The sequence below is a fragment of the Haladaptatus paucihalophilus DX253 genome (genome assembly GCF_000376445.1).
GTDB classification, from domain to species: domain Archaea; phylum Halobacteriota; class Halobacteria; order Halobacteriales; family Haladaptataceae; genus Haladaptatus; species Haladaptatus paucihalophilus.
The window spans coordinates 503,516-520,992 of sequence record NZ_AQXI01000001.1 but is presented as its reverse complement, the minus strand read 5'-3'; the positions used below and the strand labels follow the sequence as shown (position 1 = coordinate 520,992).

Genomic DNA, 17,477 nt, shown 5'->3' with positions numbered 1-17,477 from the left:
GATGACGGCGCGACGGCGCACGCGAGACGGCATCGTCGCCCTGTCGATACTCGCCGCCGTCGTCACGTTTCTCGTCGCCACGAAACTCTTTCCGTACCACTCCCTCAATCACGACGAGGGCGTCTACCTCCAGCAGGCCGCGATGTTGCTGGACGGCAAACTCTTCTTGCACCCGCCCGTCCCCGACGCGTTCCGTCCGTGGTTCTTCGTCCGCGACGCGAGCGGCCTGTATCCCAAGTACGCGCCCGTCCCGGCGGCCATGTTCGCGCTCGGAGGGGCACTCGGGGACGCCCGACTCTCGTTGGGGCTCGTCGCCGCCGGAAACGTCGCGCTCGTCGCGCTCGTCGCCACCCAAGCGTTCGACCGCCGGACGGGACTCCTCGCCGCCGTCCTATTTTTCGCCTCCCCGCTGTTCCTCGTGGACTCCGCCGTCTTCCTGCCCTACGCGCCGACGACGTTCTGGAACCTGCTGTTCGCCTTCGCGTACTTCCGCTCCGCTCGAACGAAGCGAAACTCGTACGCCGTGCTCGCGGGGGTGGCCGTCGGCATCGCGTTCTTCTCCCGTCCCTACACCGCGCTCCTCTTCGCCCTGCCGTTCGTCGCTCACGCCCTCTATTCGCTTCGCTCGACGTGGTTCGACCGCCCGACCGTCGTGCGACTGGGAACCGTGGCGGCGGTCGGGTCCCTCGGCGTGGTCGTCGCGCTCGGCTACAACGCCGTGGTCACCGGGTCCCCGCTCGTCTTCCCCTACGAAGCCTTCGCACCGCTCGACGGCCTCGGGTTCGGCCATCGGAAACTGCTCGGATACGAACAGCGGTACACGGTTAGGCTCGCGTTACGGTCGAATTTCGCCGTCGTTTCGGACCTGTTCGTCAACTGGGTCGCGGGCGGTCCACTCGGAACCGCGCTGGCGCTCGTCGGGGTCCTCGCGGGCGTCCGTTGGACTCGGCCGAGCGACTGGGAAGCGGAGTTCTCGCAACACCAAGCGCGTGCGGTGCTCGCCGGACTGATTCCGTCCGTCGTGCTGGGCAACGTCTACTTCTGGGGCAACCGCAACATCGTGGGCACGATTTCAGATCCGGGCGACGGGCTGATTCACTTCTTCGGTCCGTACTACCACTTCGACCTGCTCCTGCCGACGGCCGCCTTCGGCGCGTTCGGGGCCGTCGTCGCGGCGCGTTGGCTCCGCGGGCGGGTCGAATCCTCCCTGTCGCCAAGCCGGGCGAAACCCGCCGTCGTCGCCCTGCTCGTCCTCTCGACGGTCGTCTTCGGGGGCGTCACCGCGGCGGTGGCGACGTCGCCGTACCGGGCGAACGCGACCGTCACCGACCAGTATCGCGCGGCGTACTCGCCCGTCGAGAACCGGTCGTTCGACGACGCGCTCGTCTTCGTGCCGACGACGTACGGAGACTGGCTGAACCACCCGTTTCAGGCGTTCCGCAACCACCCGGATTTCGACGGCCGCGTCGTCTACGCGCTCGACGGTCCGAACCGCTTCGACGTCGTGGACGCCTACTCGAACCGCACGCTGTACCGGTACGTCTATCGCGGAGAGTGGGCACCCGACGGAGGCGAGCCGGTCGAACCGCGACTCCAACGAGTCCGGGAGGTGCGCGGGGAGTCGGTGTCGCTGACGACGACCGCCGGACTTCCGCGGTCGGTCGAGTCGGCGTCGATTCGCCTCGCGTCCGACTCGGGAAGCGGCTACTACGTCGTCGAGGGCGACCGCTCGGCCCGCTTCCGACTCGTCGTTTCGGACGGACGAGCACGGCTGGTCGGGTCGAACGTCAGCGCCGTCGGCGACGGTGCGGCGGTTCCGGTCAACGAAACCGATACCGTCGCGGTCGAGATGTACGTGGAGAACGCCGAAGGAACCGGGTTCTCCTATCTCCTTCGACTGCCGGTCGAACGACGCGACGGGTCGGTTCGGGCGTTGACGCCGTACGAAGGAATCTGTCGCGTGGCACGAACCTGCGACGGCGAGGGGACCGCATACCTCCCGAACGAGACGGCACCCGGCGTCTCGCTCGAAACGCGGTTGCAGGGGTCGGAATAACGGACCTCAAGGCACGTCGAAATCGCACCGTTCGAACCGATTTTCCCATTTATTTCGATTCCCATCCGGAAAGTTATAGGACGAATAGGAACGTACGTTCGACAGAGATGGAGTTCGCACCGAAAGTCACCGTTCTAGCGGTCATCCTCGCGCTCGTCGTCGCCATCATCGCCGACGAGGCCACCCACAGCGTGCCGCTTGCGATGCTCGTTTTGCTCGCGGTCGGGTTCTTCCTCCCGCTTTTCGTCGCCGGGCGTCTCAAACGGGGCGGGGGATGAGCGACCGCTCGTCCAGACACACTTTGACGATGGATTTCGCTATCTCCGCGCCGCCCGATAACGGGTCGAGTTTCGTTTCACCCAATCGCTCGTCGTAGTCGATGGGGAGTTCGCGGACGCGATAGCCGCGCATCAGCGGACGAATGAGCAGTTCGGCGGAGAGTCCCGTGTTTTCGGTCCACTCGATTTCTTCTATCACGTCGCGCCGGTAGGCGCGCATCCCCGTCGTCGTGTCGTGAACGCGCCTGCCCATCAGAACCGAAGCGAGCGCCGCGAACGCGCGGTTCCCCCAGCGGTTCACCGTCGGCATCTCCGCCGCGCCGTGGTAGAGTCGGTCGCCGCTCACCACGTCGTAGCCCTCGTTGATAAGGGTGAGAAATTCCGGCAGTTGCTCCATGGGATAGGTGCCGTCACAGTCGGTCGTGACGACGACCGGCCGGTCCGGGGCGAGCAGGGCGGCCGTCACCGCGACGCCGTATCCTCGCGGTCGCTGTCGAATGACGCGAGCGCCGTGCTCCTCGGCGATCTCCGGCGTTCGGTCGGACGACCCATCGACGCATACGACCTCCGCCTTCCCGTCCGTCACGCGCTCGATGTCGGAAAGCACCGACCCGACGGCGGCCTCCTCGTTGTACGTCCCCATGACGACGCTCACGTCCTCGAAAGTGAAGCCGTCGTCCCGCGATTCGCGTTGCATCTACGTCCCGCTAAACGGGGGTCGAACTTGAGTTTTTAGGTTTGCCAAAATATCGCCCCTCGTTCGGACGTCCAGTTCGGCGAAAACGTATAAATCTCGATGTCCCGGTTGTGCGCGTATGGTCGACGTCAGCGGTCACTTGGCGATGGCACTGTTGTTCGCCGCCCCCGCGTGGCTTCTCTGGGGTCGGCGGGGGAGTCTCACGTTCGCCGGGTTTACGCTCGTGACCGCGATGCTCCCCGACACCGACCTCGTGCTTCGGCGCGTGTTCCCGACCGTGCACCACCACGGGGTGACGCACACGATACTCTTCGTCACCGTCGCCAGCGTCGTCGCCGGTGCGCTCGCGGCACGGCTACTCACCGGCCACTTCGAAGCCAATCGATGGGTGCGAAGCGACGCCATCCGGGAGGAAACCGTGTTCGTGTTCACGACCGCCGGGTTTCTGACGGGCGGGACGAGCCACATCTTCGCCGACCTCCTCTCGGCACCGGACATCGCCCCGCCGCTAACGCCGCTCTGGCCGCTGTACGCCAAGCCGATTATCATCGACGTCATCTACTACGACTCGGTGGTGTGGAACTTCGGACTGCTGGCGGTCGCGCTCGCCGTCCACTTCGCGCTGTTCCGCTCCGAGCGCTCGCCAATCGAGACGGCCTACAGAATCGGCGACACGTGAGGAGGAGACGGGCGAATTCCGTTGACCGAGGGCGGGGGCACCCGCACGATTATGTCCCTCGCTACCGTCTCTCCTCGTGGCATGGATGGCAAGAAACTGCTGATGATAGTCGGCGATTTCGGCGAGGATTACGAGATAATGGTACCGTTTCAAGCCCTGCAGGCGGTCGGCCACGAGGTCGATGCGGTGTGTCCCGAAAAGGAAGAGGGGGACACAGTGAAGACGGCCGTTCACGACTTCCGCGGCGACCAGACCTACATGGAGAGTCGCGGCCACAACTTCGCGCTCACGGCGTCGTTCGACGACATCGACCCGACGGAGTACGACGGACTCGTCCTACCGGGCGGTCGAGCGCCGGAGTACCTCAGGACGCACGACGAGGTTCTCGAAGCGGTTCGACACTTCACCGACGAGGACAAGCCCATCGCCGCAATCTGCCACGCGGCCCAGATTCTCGCGGCGGCGGACGTCATCGAGGGGCGGACGTGCGCCGCGTACTCCGCGCTGGAAGCCGACGTCGAGGGCGCGGGTGGCGAGTACTACGACGGCGTGACGACCGACGGCAACCTCGTTTCCGGGCGCGACTGGGGCGACCACGTAGAATGGTTGTCACAGTTCCTCGACGTCCTCGGAACGAACGTCGAGCACAGCGAACCGGTCACAGCCGACGACTGAAGTCACGACTGGCGATTTTTACAAAAATTCGACGAGCGGTCGATTTCTGAAACGCTCGTACTGAAAATGACGATTCGTGGGAGAGGAGCTTATGACGACGAGTTGCCGCCGCTGGTCGTCGTCGTTCCTCCACCGCCACTACCTCCGATGTCGGTGCTGAGCAGGTTGAGCGTGCTGCTGAAGACCGATGCGCCACCGGTGAGGCGTCGCGTGTCCCCCTGACTCAGTGAGAGCCCATCTCCGAAGAGGAAGGTGGTAATCTGCGCGTCGCTTCCGCCGTTCTGCCCGAGCAGGTAGCGGATGATGTAGCCGTTGTAGTTGTCCGGCTGACTGATTTCCGGCACGTTGCCGCCACCGGGGCGTTGGAGCAACCGAACCGTCGTGGCCTTCTCCAGCGAGTTCTCGACCCGGAACTCGACGTTCGGGTGATAGTCGTAAGTGTAGACCAACACGTTCTGATTCTGTGCCGCGGCGGTCCCGGCACTCCCCAATCCCAGTGCGAGCGCACCTGTCGCGAGTGCGCCTTTCTTCATGAACGAGCGTCGGTCTTCCGATTCGACGTGTTCTTGTGTGTCACTTTCGGTCATCTCTACCTCGCATCCTGTCTATGCCGGACTTGCTGATAAAGGGCAGAGACGTTTCAGTTTACCAATCATATCCTACCGGCCACCGTCCGGGGAGATTCTACGTTATCGGAGCGATAGTGTAGGTTACGGGGCGTTTGGGGGGGCCTGAATCGAGTCTCGCTCGGTGGCGACCGGTGAAACGTGGCGGGAAAGGGAGAAATTCGGACGTCGAACGCTCGGGCCGTCGCGGTCGCGTCGATTTACGAAGCCAGCAGGCCTAAGTGAAATCTCGTGATACGCGTATGGGGTGTGTTATTCAATGTGTCGTCGCACGATTCGACATAAGGAAACGGCCGGAGAGGGCTACAGTTCGGGGGACGTATGAGCACCGACCCGATTTGGGAGAACTCACGCGACGAGGGGGGACCTGACCTCCCGCTGAACGAGTACATCGAGACGGGGACGGCGAACGACCCGGACGTCGGTTCGACCGACCGCGCCGCCATCACCGTCGACGGCGAGACGGTGACGGTCGAGGAAGGGACGACGCTGCTCGATGCGGTCGAAAAGGCCGAGACGGACGGCTACGTCCCGGCGCTCTGTTCCTACGACGAAGACGAACGGATAGGACCCCGAAGCGAGTGCCGAACGTGCGTCGTCGAGACGGACGAACACGGCGTCGTCCCGTCCTGTAGCTTCCCCGCGGAGGACGGCCTGACGGTGCGGACCGACGCCGAGGACGCGGCGAACGCCCGCGACGTCAACCTCGATTTGGTGCTCTCGGACCACAATCTCCGCTGTACGACCTGCGGGAAGAACGGTCGCTGTGACCTGCAAGACGTCTCCATCGAAAACGACGTGGTGGAGCCCCGTTACGGCGTGTTCGACGACCGCGACGAGTACGAACCCATCGACGAATCCTCGCCGTTCATCCAGATAGACCGGAACAAGTGCATCCTCTGTAATCGCTGTGTCGAGGCCTGCAACGACGTGCAGGTCGAGGGCGTCCTCCGCATGGAGGGAAACGCGGGCGAGACGCGAATCGGCTTCCAGAACGGGGCCGAGACGATGATGGAATCCACGTGCGTCTCCTGTGGCCATTGTGCGACCGTCTGCCCGACGGGAGCGCTCGTCGAACAGGACATGACCGACATCGCCACGATTCCGGTGCCCGGATTCAACCAGCACAACAGCATCGGCAAGAGCGTCGGCGAGGACTACGAGCACCAACCTCGGCAGATGACGCCGATGAAGGAGGAACGAAAGGGCCGCAAAGGAGGTGCGGAATCCGACGATGACTGACGAAACACCGGGAACGAAAGGCGCGGAGGACGACACCGAAAAGGAAGGCGTCGCGGGCTTCATGGCCCGAGCGAAGGAACAGGCCCAAACCGCGGGGAAGAAGATGGGTGAAAGCGGCGCGTTCGAACCGCTCGAACACGTCGCCGAGAGTTTCGCCGCGAACACCATGTCGGAGGGGCGGCTGTTCGACATGGCCGACGCGTTGAGCGACTACCGCCTGAACGAGGTGGACGTCACCGACACGACGTGTGGCTACTGCGCCGTCGGCTGTCGGTTCGACATCTACTCGAAGGACGGAGAAGTGCTCGGCGTGCGTCCGAACCCCGAGAAAGCGCCGATAAACGGCATCTCGACGTGCGTGAAGGGCAAGTTCGGATACAAGTACGCCGACAGCGAGGACAGGCTGACGCAACCCCTCGTGAAAGAGGACGGCGAGTTCCGCGAGGCGTCGTGGGAGGAAGCGCTCGACCGGGTGGCGGACGGACTGAAGGAGATTCAGGACGAGTACGGGCGAAACGGACTGAGCCTCGTCTCCTCATCCAAAACGACGAACGAGGCGAACTACCTGATGCAGAAGTTCGCCCGGCAGGTGCTCCGGACGAACAACATCGACAACTGCAACCGGCTCTGTCACTCGCCGACCGTCGCCGGACTGTCCCAGACGGTCGGATTCGGTGCCGGGTCGGTCGGCACCGACGCCCTCGAAAACACCGATTGCTATCTCATCACCGGGTCGAACACGACGGAGGCCCACCCCGTGTTGGCGACGCGAATCAAGCAGAACGTCAAGGACGACGACGCGGACATGTTCGTCTTCGACCCGCGCAAAATCCAGATGGCGCAGTTCGCCACGCAGTACACCCGAATCAAACCGGGCTACGATACCGTCTGGATAAACGGGCTGATCCGACACGTCATCGAGAACGACCTCCACGACGAGGAATTCGTCGAGGAGCGTACCGTCGGGTTCGAGGAGGTAAAGGAGGGCGTCGAGAAGTTCACGCCCGAGTACGTCGAGGAGAAGGCGGGCGTCCCGCCCGAGGAACTGAAGCGCGCGGCCGAAACCATCGCCGAGGCGGACTCGTGTACGTTCTGCTGGACGCTCGGCCTGACCGAGCACAGCCACGGCACGGAGAACATCGTCTCGATGGCGAACCTCGCACTCGTGACGGGGCACGTCGGCACCGAAAAGTCCGGCCTCGCGCCGTTCCGCGGGCAGAACAACGTGCAGGGCGGCGGCGGCGACATGGGACCGATTCCGGGGAACTTCCCCGGCTACCAGAAGGTGACGAACGACGACGCGCGCGAGAAGTTCGAGGAAGCCTACGGCGTGGACCACCTCCCGGACGACGAAGGATACACCATCACCGAACAGTTCCTCGCCGCCGATCGCGGCGAGATTCGGGGGATGTTCATCCAAGGCGAGAACGTGGTGTACTCGGAACCGAACGTCAGCCACGCCGGGGAAATCCTCGACGACTTGGAGTTCCTCGCGGTACAGGACATCTTCCTCACGGACTCCGCGAAACACGCGGACGTCGTGTTGCCCGCGAACGCCCCCGTCGAGACGAACGGGACGTACACGAGTTCGACGCGCCACGTCCAACTCGTCAAGCGGGCCATCGACCCGCCCGGAAACGCGAAACCCGACTGGGTTATCACGCAGGAACTCGCCGAGCGGTTCGGCTACGAGTGGGGCTTTCGCAACCCGAGCGAAATAATGGACGAAATCAACGACCTGACGCCGATTTACGGCGGCATCACCCACGAGCGCCTCGAAACCGAGGGGAGCATCCCGTGGCCGTGCTGGGACGAGGACCATCCGGGGACGCCACACCTCTACACGGAGGAGTTCAACACCGACGACGGGAAGGCCCACATGTTCCCGACCGACGTTTCCGGCCCCGTCGAGGCGGACATGGAGGACGAGGCGTTCCCGCTGGCGATGACGACCGGCCGCGTCCTCTACCAGTATCACACCGGGACGATGACCAACCGGGAACCCGGAATCCGGTCGTACACCGACGAGTTGTTCGTCGAAATCAACCCCGACACCGCGGCCGACCTCGGCGTCTCGGACGGACAGGTGGTCGAAATCACCTCCCGGAAGGGGTCGATAACCGCCCTCGCACAGGTCACGGAACGAACCGGCGGCGACGTCGTTTTCGTTCCGATGCACTACTTCGGCAGGGGCGACGTCGCGAACGAACTCACCGACGAGGAGCACCTCGACCCGCAAGCCCACGTGCCGGAGTACAAAGTCACCGACGTTCGAGTAGCCCCGACGGGCGAGGGTGAACGAACGGAGGCACAGAAAGCCGGGGCGGAAGGGGACGACTGACCGAAACGACGACATCCAACACCATGCCAGACAATCCAACCGCGAGCGACCACGAGTGCCAGTTTTGTCACGAATCGTTCGACAGCGAGGACGACCTCCGCGAACACATCCAGGAACACCATTCCACGGCATGAAACGCACGTACACCGTCAAACGGCTGCTCGGCATCGACAACGGCCTCGTCGGGGTCGAAAACGACCGCGAACGCGACGTTCACGAGTGTACCGTCTGCGGAGCGCGGTTCGAGACGACTGCGCTCAGGTGTCCGGAGTGTGGCAGTCACCTCTTCCGGACAAAAACAGTCGTTCCGAACGCGCTGGTCACCCTGCTCGTCATCGTGGCGCTCGCCGGGGTGGGTGCCGCGTACAACGTCCTCGAAGGCGACGTCCCGAAGGGATGAACGGAACGGACCCCGACGAGACGGTCGAAAGCGTCTGCCCGTGCTGTTCGGTCGGCTGTCGCGTCCGATACAGCGACCGGCGGGACGGTGCTGTGGGGTGTGACGGCGCACCCGTCAACGAGGAGGGGCGGCTCTGTCGAAACGGAATCGACGCCTTCGACGGACTGAACGCCGCCGACCGACTCACCGACCCGCTGATTCGAGAGGAAGGGAACCTCGTATCCGTGACGTGGGAGAAGGCGTTCGACCGAATCGAAGCCGAGTTCGAAACCGTTCTCGACGACCGCGGACCGGACGCGCTCGCGTTCTTCGGCGCGCCGCGCTGTACCAACGAGGAGAACTACCTCCTCCAGAAACTCGCTCGCGTCCTCGGGACGAACAACGTCGATAACAGGGCGCGAATCTGCCACGGGTCGGTGGTCGCGGCGATGGTCGAGCGGTTGGGGTCGCCGGGCATGACCAACACGCTCTCGGATTTGACCGAGGCGGACCTGTTCCTCGTCGTCGGCGCGAACCCGGCCGCCCAGCAACCCATCGCCTTCAACTCGTATCTTCGCCCGGCAATCAACGACGGCGCGACGTTGATTCACGTCGAACCGGACGCCAACGAGACGACGCGACTCGCCGACGCGCACGTCGCGCCGACCCCCGGCACCGACGCGCTGTTCGTGAACGCCGTCACCGCCGAACTCCTCGACCGGGAATTGCAAGACGAGGCGTTCATCGCCGAGCGGACGACGAACTTCGAGTCGTTCGCCGAATCGCTGGCGTCCCTCTCCCTCGACGAGTGCGCCGAGCGAACCGGCGTCGATGCAGAGCGGATTCGCCACATCGCAGAGCGGTTCGGCCGCGCCGACCGCGCCGCCGTCATCGTCGGAACGGGAGCGGAGGAAGACGACCACGAGGGAACCGCGACGGCGGATGCGCTCATCGACCTCCTCCTCGTGACGGGTAACATCGGCAGGCGCGGGACGGGGATGAACCTCCTGCGCGGTCTCACCAACGAACAGGGGGCGAACGACGTCGGCTGTCGTCCCTCGACGCTTCCGGGCTTTCGTCCCGTGGCCGACGCCGACGCGCGGTCGGCGGTGGCCGAGGAGTGGGGCGCGGCCCCACCCTCGCGTCCCGGCCGCTCGGAACTCGACGCGGTTCGCGCGTTCGGCGACGCGATTCGCGGCGCGTACGTCGTCGGCGAGAACCCCGCCGTGAGCAAACGGGCCACGCAGTCGGTCGCCCGGTCGCTCGAATCGCTCGACTTCCTGCTCGTGCAGGAGGCGTTCCCGACCGAGACGGTCGAACACGCGGACGTGGTGCTTCCGGCGAGCCTCTGGGCCGAGAAGGGCGGAACGGTGACGAACCTCGACCGGCAGGTACAGCGGATGCGCCCGATGACCCCGCCGCCGGATGGCGTTCGACGCGACCTCGACATCCTCCTCGAAATCGGGAGACGACTGACCGACGCTCGGTTCGAGTACGACGACAGAGAAGAAGTGTTCGACGAACTCACGCGCGTCAATCCGCTGTACGCGGGGATGTCGTACGACGGAATCGGTCACGGAAGTCAGCGCTGGCCGTTACCGGACGATGCGGAGGAGGGGACCGGGATTCTGCACGAGGAGCGGTTTCGAACGGGCGAGCGGCGAACGGCGTTCGAGCCGGTCGAAGACGTCCCGACTCGCGTCTCCGCGCACCACGACTGACGACCGGTCACGCCCGTTTTCGTTCCCGCCACTCCTCGCGGAGGAGGCCGTACTGAACGATGTCGCGGTGCTCGCCGTCGACGAATATGTACTTGCGCTGGCGGCCCTCCTCGGTGAATCCGAGCGATTCCAACAAACCGCGGGAGGCGTCGTTGAAAGGGAACGCACCCGCACCGATGGCGGGGGTGGCGTAGGTCCGAAACACGTAGTCGATGACCAACGAGACGGCCGCTTTGCCGTAGCCGTTGCCGTGCGCCTCGGGGACGAGCCAGTAGACGAGTTCCGGGCGTTTCCAGTCGGCGTCCTCCACGCCCACGCACCCGATTCGTCGGACCGCTCCTTCCTCGGGGGTCCCCGGACCCGCGTCGTCACCGTCGAGGCAGACGAGAAACCGGTCGGCGTGCTCCTCTTCCAGATGCGCTTCGACTTCCGCGCGGGTCCTGAGCGGTTTCCCCATCGGATAGCGGATTTCGGGGTTCGTTGCCTCGCGCTGGACGAACGGAACGTCCTCTTCTTCGACCGTCCTGAGCGTGATTCGCTCGTCGCCGTCGATGCGTGCGCCGGGCATTGAACCAGTGTTTTCGAAGCGAGGTAATATGTTTTCCGCGACGAACGTTCGAAGTGGACGAATTCCATCGGAGAAGGAGTTGATTCCTCACCTTCGAATCACTCGCGGTGAATCGAGATTCGGGTAAGGAGTTGTCGTACGACAACCTTGTCGTGCGACAACCGAATTCGTATTTCACTCCCGTTCGGAGTATCGACCACAGTGAGCGATTCCGTTTCCCCCTCCGAACACCTGTGGCGTTGGTGGACGAGTCTCGAAAACGACTGGCAGGCGGTTTGTCTCGGACTTCTACTACTGGTCGCCGTCTCTCTCGGCGTTTCGATTCCATGGTGACGATTCGACGAACCGTTCCGGGATTGGCGGTCCTCCTCGCGGTCGGCCTCCTCGCCCGTCTCGTCGCGTCGGCCGTTCCCGGTCTCAACTACCTCATCGTGACGATACTCCTCGGCCTGCTCGTCGGTAATCTCTACGGAATCCCCGACTGGGCGCGCCCCGGCGTCCGAACCCACAAAGTCTGGCTCGAAGCCGGAATCGTCGTCATGGGCGCGAGCGTCGCGCTCGACCGGGTCATCGCTGCAGGGCCGACGATACTGTTCCTCGTCGTCGCCACCGTCACGACCACGATTCTGGTGGTCGAACTGCTCGCCCGGACGGTCTTCTCGATTCACGAGGAGACGGGTTCCTTGCTGGCCGCCGGGTCGGGCATCTGCGGCGTGTCTGCCGTCGTCGCCATCGCCGAGAGCATCGACGTGGACGAGACGCGAATCGCGTACGCGGCGGCGACGGTTCTCCTGTTCGACTCGACGACTCTCTTCGTCTACCCGGTCGTCGGCCACGCGCTCGGGCTTTCGAGCACCGTCTTCGGAATCTGGGCCGGGCTGACCATGTTCAGCACCGGTCCCGTGACGGCCGCCGGGTTCGCGTTCTCGGAGACCGCCGGACAGTGGGCGCTCCTCGTGAAGCTCACTCGGAACTCGATGATAGGCCTCGCCGCCATCGCGTACGCGGTGTACTATGCTCGCCGTACCGACGGCGACGCCCACCGCGACGGCGACAGCCACCACACCGACGGCGATTCGGACTACGAATCCGCCGACGGCGTGCCCGGCGGGTGGCGGTTCCTCTGGAACACGTTTCCGAAGTTCGTGTTCGGGTTTCTGGTCGTCCTCCTCGTCGCCAATCTCGGATTCCTCTCTGAGGCGCAGATCACCTCCCTCTCGAACGCCTCCGATTGGGCGTTCCTCCTCGCGTTCGCCGGGTTGGGACTCGAAACGCGACTCGACGAACTCCGCTCGACGGGATACAAGCCGATACTCGTCGTCCTCCTCGCCCTGCTCGTCGTCGCCACGGCGATGCTGGCCGTCGTGCAGGCGCTGTTCTGACCCGCTTCGCCAATGAGAGTCTTTTTCCCCGCCCGACGACCTCATCGAGGTGAATGCGGGAGTTCACGTTTGCCATCGAGTACGAGGTCGGTTCGGACCCCATCATGGACGTCTTCATCGACCATCCGTCCGTCGTGGCCCACTCGCTCGATGGGTTCGTGACCGAAGACCGGTTCTGGCGAATCGAACGAATTTCGGGGCCGCGGTCCGCGCTCGACCGCATCGAGGAGATTCGGTTCGACGATACGTGTTGCGGCGAGTCGGTCACCGAGCGGGATTGCGATGCAACCCGATTTCACGACGTGCTCGAACGCTCCTCGAACGAACTCGTCCTGTACACGTATCTGACCGACATTCGCGGCTGTGAATCCGTCCACACCCTCGCCGGAAAGCACCTCCCGAGGGGATTGATATTCGAAACCCGCCGCCGCGAATCGACCCACTGGTGGCGAATTCTGATGCGCTCGGACGAGAAAGTCGGCGTCTTCTACGACGCCCTCGGCGCGCGACTCGCCGCGGGTCTCACGTTTCGAATGGGCCACCTCCGCGACGCGAGCGGATGGCGACAGGATTCGCTGGCGACCGTCGCAATGCCGGAAGAGCAGGAAGTCGCGCTCCGCGCCGCGCTCGAAGCGGGGTACTACGAGACGCCGCGCGAGACGACGCTGGACGAAATCGCCGCGGAACTCTCGATTCCTCGTTCGACGCTTTCCTATCGGCTTCGACAGGCAGAAGCCCAACTCGCCCGGCGCTACGCGGGCGGCGACGAGGGCAACCGATGGCTCGAATGAGCCTACCGCGGACGGCGGGGTATTAATGCGACTCCCGCCACAAGGTTCAGCAATGACCAGCGATACCACCGACGCACTGGTTTCCGTCGGCTGGGTGGTCGACCGACTCGACGAGTTCCAACGCGACGACCCCTCGTTTCGGCTGTTGGAGGTCGATATCGACCCGAGCAACTACGACGAAGCGCACGTTCCGGGCGCGACGAAAGTGGACTGGCGGACCGAACTGCAGGACTCGACGACGTTCGACGTGCCGACGAAGGGCGATTTCGAGGCGTTACTCGGCGGACACGGCATCACGGAGGATTCGACGGTCGTGCTGTACGGCGACATGATGAACTGGTTCGCCGCCTACGCCTACTGGCTTCTCACGTACTACGGCCACTCCGATGTGCGGTTGCTGAACGGCGGCCGCGACAGTTGGTTGGGCCGCGACGCGCCGGTCACGGACGAGGTACCGGAGTTCACGGCGCGCTCGTACAGTGCGGCGGAACCGAACGCCGACGTTCGCGCCGATCAACCGGACGTGCTGGACGCGATACCGCGGGAGACCTCGCTCATCGACGTTCGAACGCCGGAGGAGTACCGCGGCGAAATCCTCGCACCGCCGGGATGGAACGAGGGCGTCCAGCGCGGCGGCCACATCCCCGGCGCGGTCAACATCCCGTGGAGTCAAGTCGTCGATGGCGAAGGCCGTTTCAAATCCGAGGACGAACTTCGAGCCATCTACGAGGCGGCGGGCATCGACGAAACGACCGAAATCATCACTTACTGTCGTATCGGGGAACGCTCCGCCCTGACGTGGTTCGTCCTCCACGAACTGCTGGATTTCGAGGACGTGCGAAACTACTACGGGTCGTGGGTGGAGTGGGGCAACACGGTCGGCGCGCCGATAGAGAAGGGCCAACGCGCGGAAATACGACGGCAGTGACGCGATAGCCGAAATCGAAGCGCGGAGTCGAGGGAATTTCTGCAGAAGACGGGAAAATCGTTCTAGCCGTGGCACCGAACCCTCCAACAATTTGATATAGCGAAATAAGATTTATGGCGTCGAAACGAGACGCCCATGCCATGGATAAATAAAATACATTTGTCATTCTCTGGCGGCTCAAACCACTCACATCCGACTCACGCATCGGTCTGCGAAGGAGAGGGAAAGAGACGGCCGAAGGCTTCTCGAAGAAGTCACGACCCTCTCAACTCACAGCGGTCAGTATCGTTCCGCCGAGTCCGACTCGAATTCGTCCCGACGACAGGTTCCCCCGTATCTCTCCACGAAACGAGAAACCAACTTACAACAGCGAGTAGATGTTCGCCTCGTACACTTCGCGCACCCTGTCTCCCCAGTTGTGCGTGTAGGTGTCGATGATGTCGCTCGCCACGTCGCCGCGGAGGTACTTCACGATACCGCGGTCTCCGGTTCGGTCGCGGAGATGCGTGGTGAAAAAGTGCCGGAAGTAGTGGGGCGTGACGTTTTCTTCCGCGCCGCCGCCGGTTCGGTGCCACCCCGCATCGCGGGCGTGGCGTTCGACCACGTTCCGGATCATCTTCGGCGTGAGCCGTTGACCCCAGTCACCGCTCGTGCTGACGAACAGCGGTTCCGCGGGCGACGGTGAGTCCGGCCGAATCGCCAGCCACCGGACGAGCACCCGACGAAGTTCGTCGTCCACGGGGACGATGGTGTCGCGCTTTCGCTTGTTCGAGGCGGTGCGCTCCTCGCCGTTGACGACTTGCCCGCGAACCGCGTCGGTGCCGACGAAAATCGAGTCGGGACGGCCGTCGAGTCGCGGACGCGCCCCGAGGGAGTACGCCGACCGAACGTCCTCGTCGGCGAGATTCACGTCCCGCAAATCGAGGTTGCTCACTTCGCCGACACGCATCCCCGTCTTCAACAGCGTGCAGACGACGGCGCGCTCCAACGGATGGCCGATTTCCCCGACGAATTCGCGCATCGCTTCGACGGAAATCTCACGGCGGGTCGGGTCCTTGTCGATGGATTCGTGCATCTCCTCGACTACGAGCGCCATCGGGTTGGATTCGAACGCGCCGACTTGCGTCATGTAGGCGTAAAACCGGTGGAGGTAGGACGCGTAGGTTGCTATCGTACTTTCGGCGTTGTCCCCGCGAAGCGTGTGAATCCACGCCATGCAGTCCCGTTGGGTCGCCTCCCCCGGTGCAATGGTTCTCCTCGACGGGTTTCGGTCGGGGTCGGAAAGAAATCCCTCGAACCGCCGCAACACGCGTTCGTAGGCGTCGCGAGTGCGCTCGCTCTTTCCATGATAGAGCAGGTCCTGGAGGAAGTACCCCACCGGGTCGTCCGGGTTCGGATTGGCGGGGCTACTCGTCGCCATCGACACCCCCGACGAGGACGTACCCGCCGTGGCGCCCGCTGTACTGGACGCGGTTTTTCGCCTGTAGTTCGTTCAACACCTCGTCGAGCCGGTCCTCGAAGTTACCGGCGAGCCGTTCGACCAGTTCGTCCCACGACATGTTGTCCTCCCTGGCGAGCGATTCGAGCACCCGTGTTTCGAGGTCGCTACCCCTGGGGTTCGACCCCCCAGAATGGTCCTCCACGGGATTCATCTCGAACCCCCGTCGTCCGGCCTGCACCATGGACCTGACGAACTCGCTCTGGCTCATATCGAGTTCGTCGGCGTGCGCCTGCCACTCCTCTTTCTGATATTTCGGAATGTACGTCTTTACGACAGTCCGTTCCGTCCCGTCATCGGCCATGGTTTCCCATCTCACCACGAGTACATTAAGCTGTCCCACGGAGAGTGATAAGCGAACTTATCTGTGAATATAGCACCCCAAATTAGGGTCAAATAATAAAATATCTCGCTAGATAGTCCTGCCCTAGCACCCTTTCTAGGTACACAAATAACGATATTATTTTGAGCGCCAGCTACGGAGGAGTTATTGGTCCTCCGAAATATTCCAATGGCGCGAGCAGAATACACAGTAATATGTTCAGAACGATTGCTATTATCGTCGTCTCGTAGCCATTTCCCACTATAGACGAAGACAACTTCCGATGGAAATCGTGGTGGTTTCAGAGGGAGTTTTCATCTCGAAGGAAGCAAAAAAAGAGAGATTATTCACAGTTTGTGTTCGGTGGCGTGGTCGAAAAACACCCTCCAATTTCGCAACTTCGACATCCATTCGATGCCCCTCGAACATCGTTCCGAAAGAAATTGCATCGGTTCCCGTCCCGATTTTTGTGAAGAGTCACGATACCTGGCTGATGACGTACTCGTTTGTCTGTATGGGTTCAACGTCGGCGACGCTCGTGTTGACTAACACACCGATAAACCGTATGCCACGATATTATCTCGGGAGATACAGCATGGCACGGAGGGGGAAAACACGGGAATCGAAGCGATGTGCCGGTTCCTCACGTCGTCGATATCAGACCCGTCGAAACGCGGTTCCAGCCCTCCGGGCCGTCTCCGCGTCGCTGTCCGAGTCGCCGACGAACAGGGTACGTTCCGGCGTCGCACCGAGTTTCTGCATGGCCGTGAGCAACGGTTGGGGATGGGGTTTCCGTTCCGGGACGGAATCCCTGCCGACGATGACGTCGGTCGCGTTCGGGACGCCGTGGGCGTCCAGCGCGAGACGACACGCGGCCTCGCAGTTGAGCGAACAGATGCCGACCGGACCGTCGGCGGCGGCCAACTCGTCCAACAGCGGAAGCCGCTCCGAGTCACGGGCACCCGCACGTTCGGCCGCCGCGAGGTGCGGTTCGACCTCCTCGGCGAGGCCCATCGATTCCGCCACCGGTAACAAATCGAGTGCGTCATCCGCGTCCGCGTCAGCGCCGTGCTCCCGGAGAATCGGCTTGATGGGTTCCGCGGCGGCGGCCCAATCCACGGCGAGTCGAACGAGCGTTCCGTCGAGGTCGTACACGACCGCATCGTAGTCGTCGGTCACTTCGTACGATGCAACGTTCGGGGAGATAAACGCTCGCCCTCGGTGGGAGACGAACGTGACCGTCCTCGTCGCCGACGTGCTCGTCTCGTCGTTCAACCGTCGCCCGCCGTGTTAC

General features: G+C 63.4%; 18 protein-coding genes. 12 read left to right on the top strand and 6 right to left on the bottom strand.

Features of this window, described 5'->3' with window-relative positions; translation table 11 throughout:
- Nucleotide 1: 1 nt before the first annotated feature.
- Nucleotides 2-2,056 (top strand): ArnT family glycosyltransferase, encoded by a 2,055-nt coding sequence (locus B208_RS0102940; RefSeq protein ID WP_007982932.1) that lies wholly within the window; start codon nucleotides 2-4, stop codon nucleotides 2,054-2,056.
- A gap of 107 nt (nucleotides 2,057-2,163) precedes the next feature.
- Entirely contained in the window at nucleotides 2,164-2,334 is a 171-nt protein-coding gene (locus tag B208_RS24140) for a hypothetical protein (RefSeq protein ID WP_007982933.1), read from the top strand.
- Here the strand turns inward: B208_RS24140 and B208_RS0102930 are convergent.
- Nucleotides 2,315-3,031, bottom strand: coding sequence for a dolichyl-phosphate hexose transferase (locus B208_RS0102930; protein WP_007982934.1), 717 nt, complete (start codon nucleotides 3,029-3,031; stop codon nucleotides 2,315-2,317). The genes B208_RS24140 and B208_RS0102930 overlap by 20 nt on opposite strands.
- A gap of 118 nt (nucleotides 3,032-3,149) precedes the next feature.
- Here B208_RS0102930 and B208_RS0102925 point away from each other — a divergent pair, with 118 nt between their 5' ends.
- Both B208_RS0102925 and B208_RS0102920 read left to right on the top strand, forming a co-directional pair.
- On the top strand, nucleotides 3,150-3,710 hold the full coding sequence (locus tag B208_RS0102925) for a metal-dependent hydrolase (RefSeq protein ID WP_007982935.1): 561 nt from the start codon (nucleotides 3,150-3,152) through the stop codon (nucleotides 3,708-3,710).
- 81 nt (nucleotides 3,711-3,791) lie between these two features.
- Nucleotides 3,792-4,385: a DJ-1/PfpI family protein gene (locus B208_RS0102920; RefSeq protein ID WP_007982936.1), complete on the top strand. Its 594-nt coding sequence runs from the start codon at nucleotides 3,792-3,794 to the stop codon at nucleotides 4,383-4,385.
- A gap of 89 nt (nucleotides 4,386-4,474) precedes the next feature.
- Here the strand turns inward: B208_RS0102920 and B208_RS0102915 are convergent, their stop codons facing one another.
- Entirely contained in the window at nucleotides 4,475-4,972 is a 498-nt protein-coding gene (locus tag B208_RS0102915) for a hypothetical protein (protein ID WP_007982938.1), read from the bottom strand.
- A 360-nt stretch (nucleotides 4,973-5,332) separates the two neighbouring features.
- On the opposite strand from B208_RS0102915, the gene B208_RS0102910 reads away from it, so the two are divergent.
- The 5 genes from B208_RS0102910 to B208_RS0102890 are packed head-to-tail and all read left to right on the top strand — an operon-like array spanning nucleotide 5,333 to nucleotide 10,694.
- Nucleotides 5,333-6,253: a 2Fe-2S iron-sulfur cluster-binding protein gene (locus tag B208_RS0102910; RefSeq protein WP_007982945.1), complete on the top strand. Its 921-nt coding sequence runs from the start codon at nucleotides 5,333-5,335 to the stop codon at nucleotides 6,251-6,253.
- Nucleotides 6,246-8,594 carry a formate dehydrogenase subunit alpha gene (gene fdhF / locus B208_RS0102905; RefSeq protein WP_007982947.1) on the top strand — a complete coding sequence of 783 codons (2,349 nt, stop codon included), beginning with the start codon at nucleotides 6,246-6,248 and terminating at the stop codon, nucleotides 8,592-8,594. Before B208_RS0102910 ends, fdhF begins: the two co-directional genes overlap by 8 nt.
- A gap of 23 nt (nucleotides 8,595-8,617) precedes the next feature.
- The gene (locus B208_RS24135; protein ID WP_007982949.1) at nucleotides 8,618-8,728 is read left to right on the top strand and encodes a C2H2-type zinc finger protein; all 111 of its coding nucleotides are present in this window, start codon (nucleotides 8,618-8,620) and stop codon (nucleotides 8,726-8,728) included.
- Nucleotides 8,725-8,994, top strand: coding sequence for an FmdB family zinc ribbon protein (locus B208_RS0102895; RefSeq protein ID WP_007982952.1), 270 nt, complete (start codon nucleotides 8,725-8,727; stop codon nucleotides 8,992-8,994). The genes B208_RS24135 and B208_RS0102895 overlap by 4 nt, the downstream gene beginning before the upstream one ends.
- A complete protein-coding gene (locus tag B208_RS0102890; RefSeq protein ID WP_007982954.1) occupies nucleotides 8,991-10,694 on the top strand; it encodes a molybdopterin oxidoreductase family protein in 1,704 nt (567 codons plus the stop codon). The genes B208_RS0102895 and B208_RS0102890 overlap by 4 nt, the downstream gene beginning before the upstream one ends.
- Nucleotides 10,695-10,701: 7 nt before the next feature.
- On the opposite strand, the gene B208_RS0102885 is transcribed toward B208_RS0102890, so the two are convergent.
- The gene (locus tag B208_RS0102885) at nucleotides 10,702-11,262 is read right to left on the bottom strand and encodes a GNAT family N-acetyltransferase (RefSeq protein ID WP_007982956.1); all 561 of its coding nucleotides are present in this window, start codon (nucleotides 11,260-11,262) and stop codon (nucleotides 10,702-10,704) included.
- 326 nt (nucleotides 11,263-11,588) lie between these two features.
- Here B208_RS0102885 and B208_RS0102880 point away from each other — a divergent pair, with 326 nt between their 5' ends.
- Genes B208_RS0102880 through B208_RS0102870 form a run of 3 tightly spaced genes read left to right on the top strand, consistent with a single transcriptional unit; the run spans nucleotide 11,589 to nucleotide 14,363 of the window.
- The gene (locus B208_RS0102880; protein ID WP_007982960.1) at nucleotides 11,589-12,644 is read left to right on the top strand and encodes a YeiH family protein; all 1,056 of its coding nucleotides are present in this window, start codon (nucleotides 11,589-11,591) and stop codon (nucleotides 12,642-12,644) included.
- Nucleotides 12,645-12,697: 53 nt separating this feature from the next.
- On the top strand, nucleotides 12,698-13,435 hold the full coding sequence (locus B208_RS0102875; protein ID WP_007982961.1) for a helix-turn-helix domain-containing protein: 738 nt from the start codon (nucleotides 12,698-12,700) through the stop codon (nucleotides 13,433-13,435).
- Nucleotides 13,436-13,487: 52 nt separating this feature from the next.
- A complete protein-coding gene (locus B208_RS0102870) occupies nucleotides 13,488-14,363 on the top strand; it encodes a sulfurtransferase (protein ID WP_007982962.1) in 876 nt (291 codons plus the stop codon).
- A gap of 361 nt (nucleotides 14,364-14,724) precedes the next feature.
- Here the strand turns inward: B208_RS0102870 and B208_RS0102865 are convergent, their stop codons facing one another.
- From B208_RS0102865 to B208_RS0102855, 3 genes are all read right to left on the bottom strand, one after another.
- Nucleotides 14,725-15,783 carry a tyrosine-type recombinase/integrase gene (locus B208_RS0102865; protein ID WP_007982963.1) on the bottom strand — a complete coding sequence of 353 codons (1,059 nt, stop codon included), beginning with the start codon at nucleotides 15,781-15,783 and terminating at the stop codon, nucleotides 14,725-14,727.
- Entirely contained in the window at nucleotides 15,770-16,165 is a 396-nt protein-coding gene (locus B208_RS0102860) for a DUF5805 domain-containing protein (RefSeq protein ID WP_007982964.1), read from the bottom strand. The genes B208_RS0102865 and B208_RS0102860 overlap by 14 nt, the downstream gene beginning before the upstream one ends.
- A 675-nt stretch (nucleotides 16,166-16,840) precedes the next feature.
- Nucleotides 16,841-17,362: an HAD family hydrolase gene (locus B208_RS0102855; protein WP_026177710.1), complete on the bottom strand. Its 522-nt coding sequence runs from the start codon at nucleotides 17,360-17,362 to the stop codon at nucleotides 16,841-16,843.
- Nucleotides 17,363-17,477: the final 115 nt, after the last annotated feature.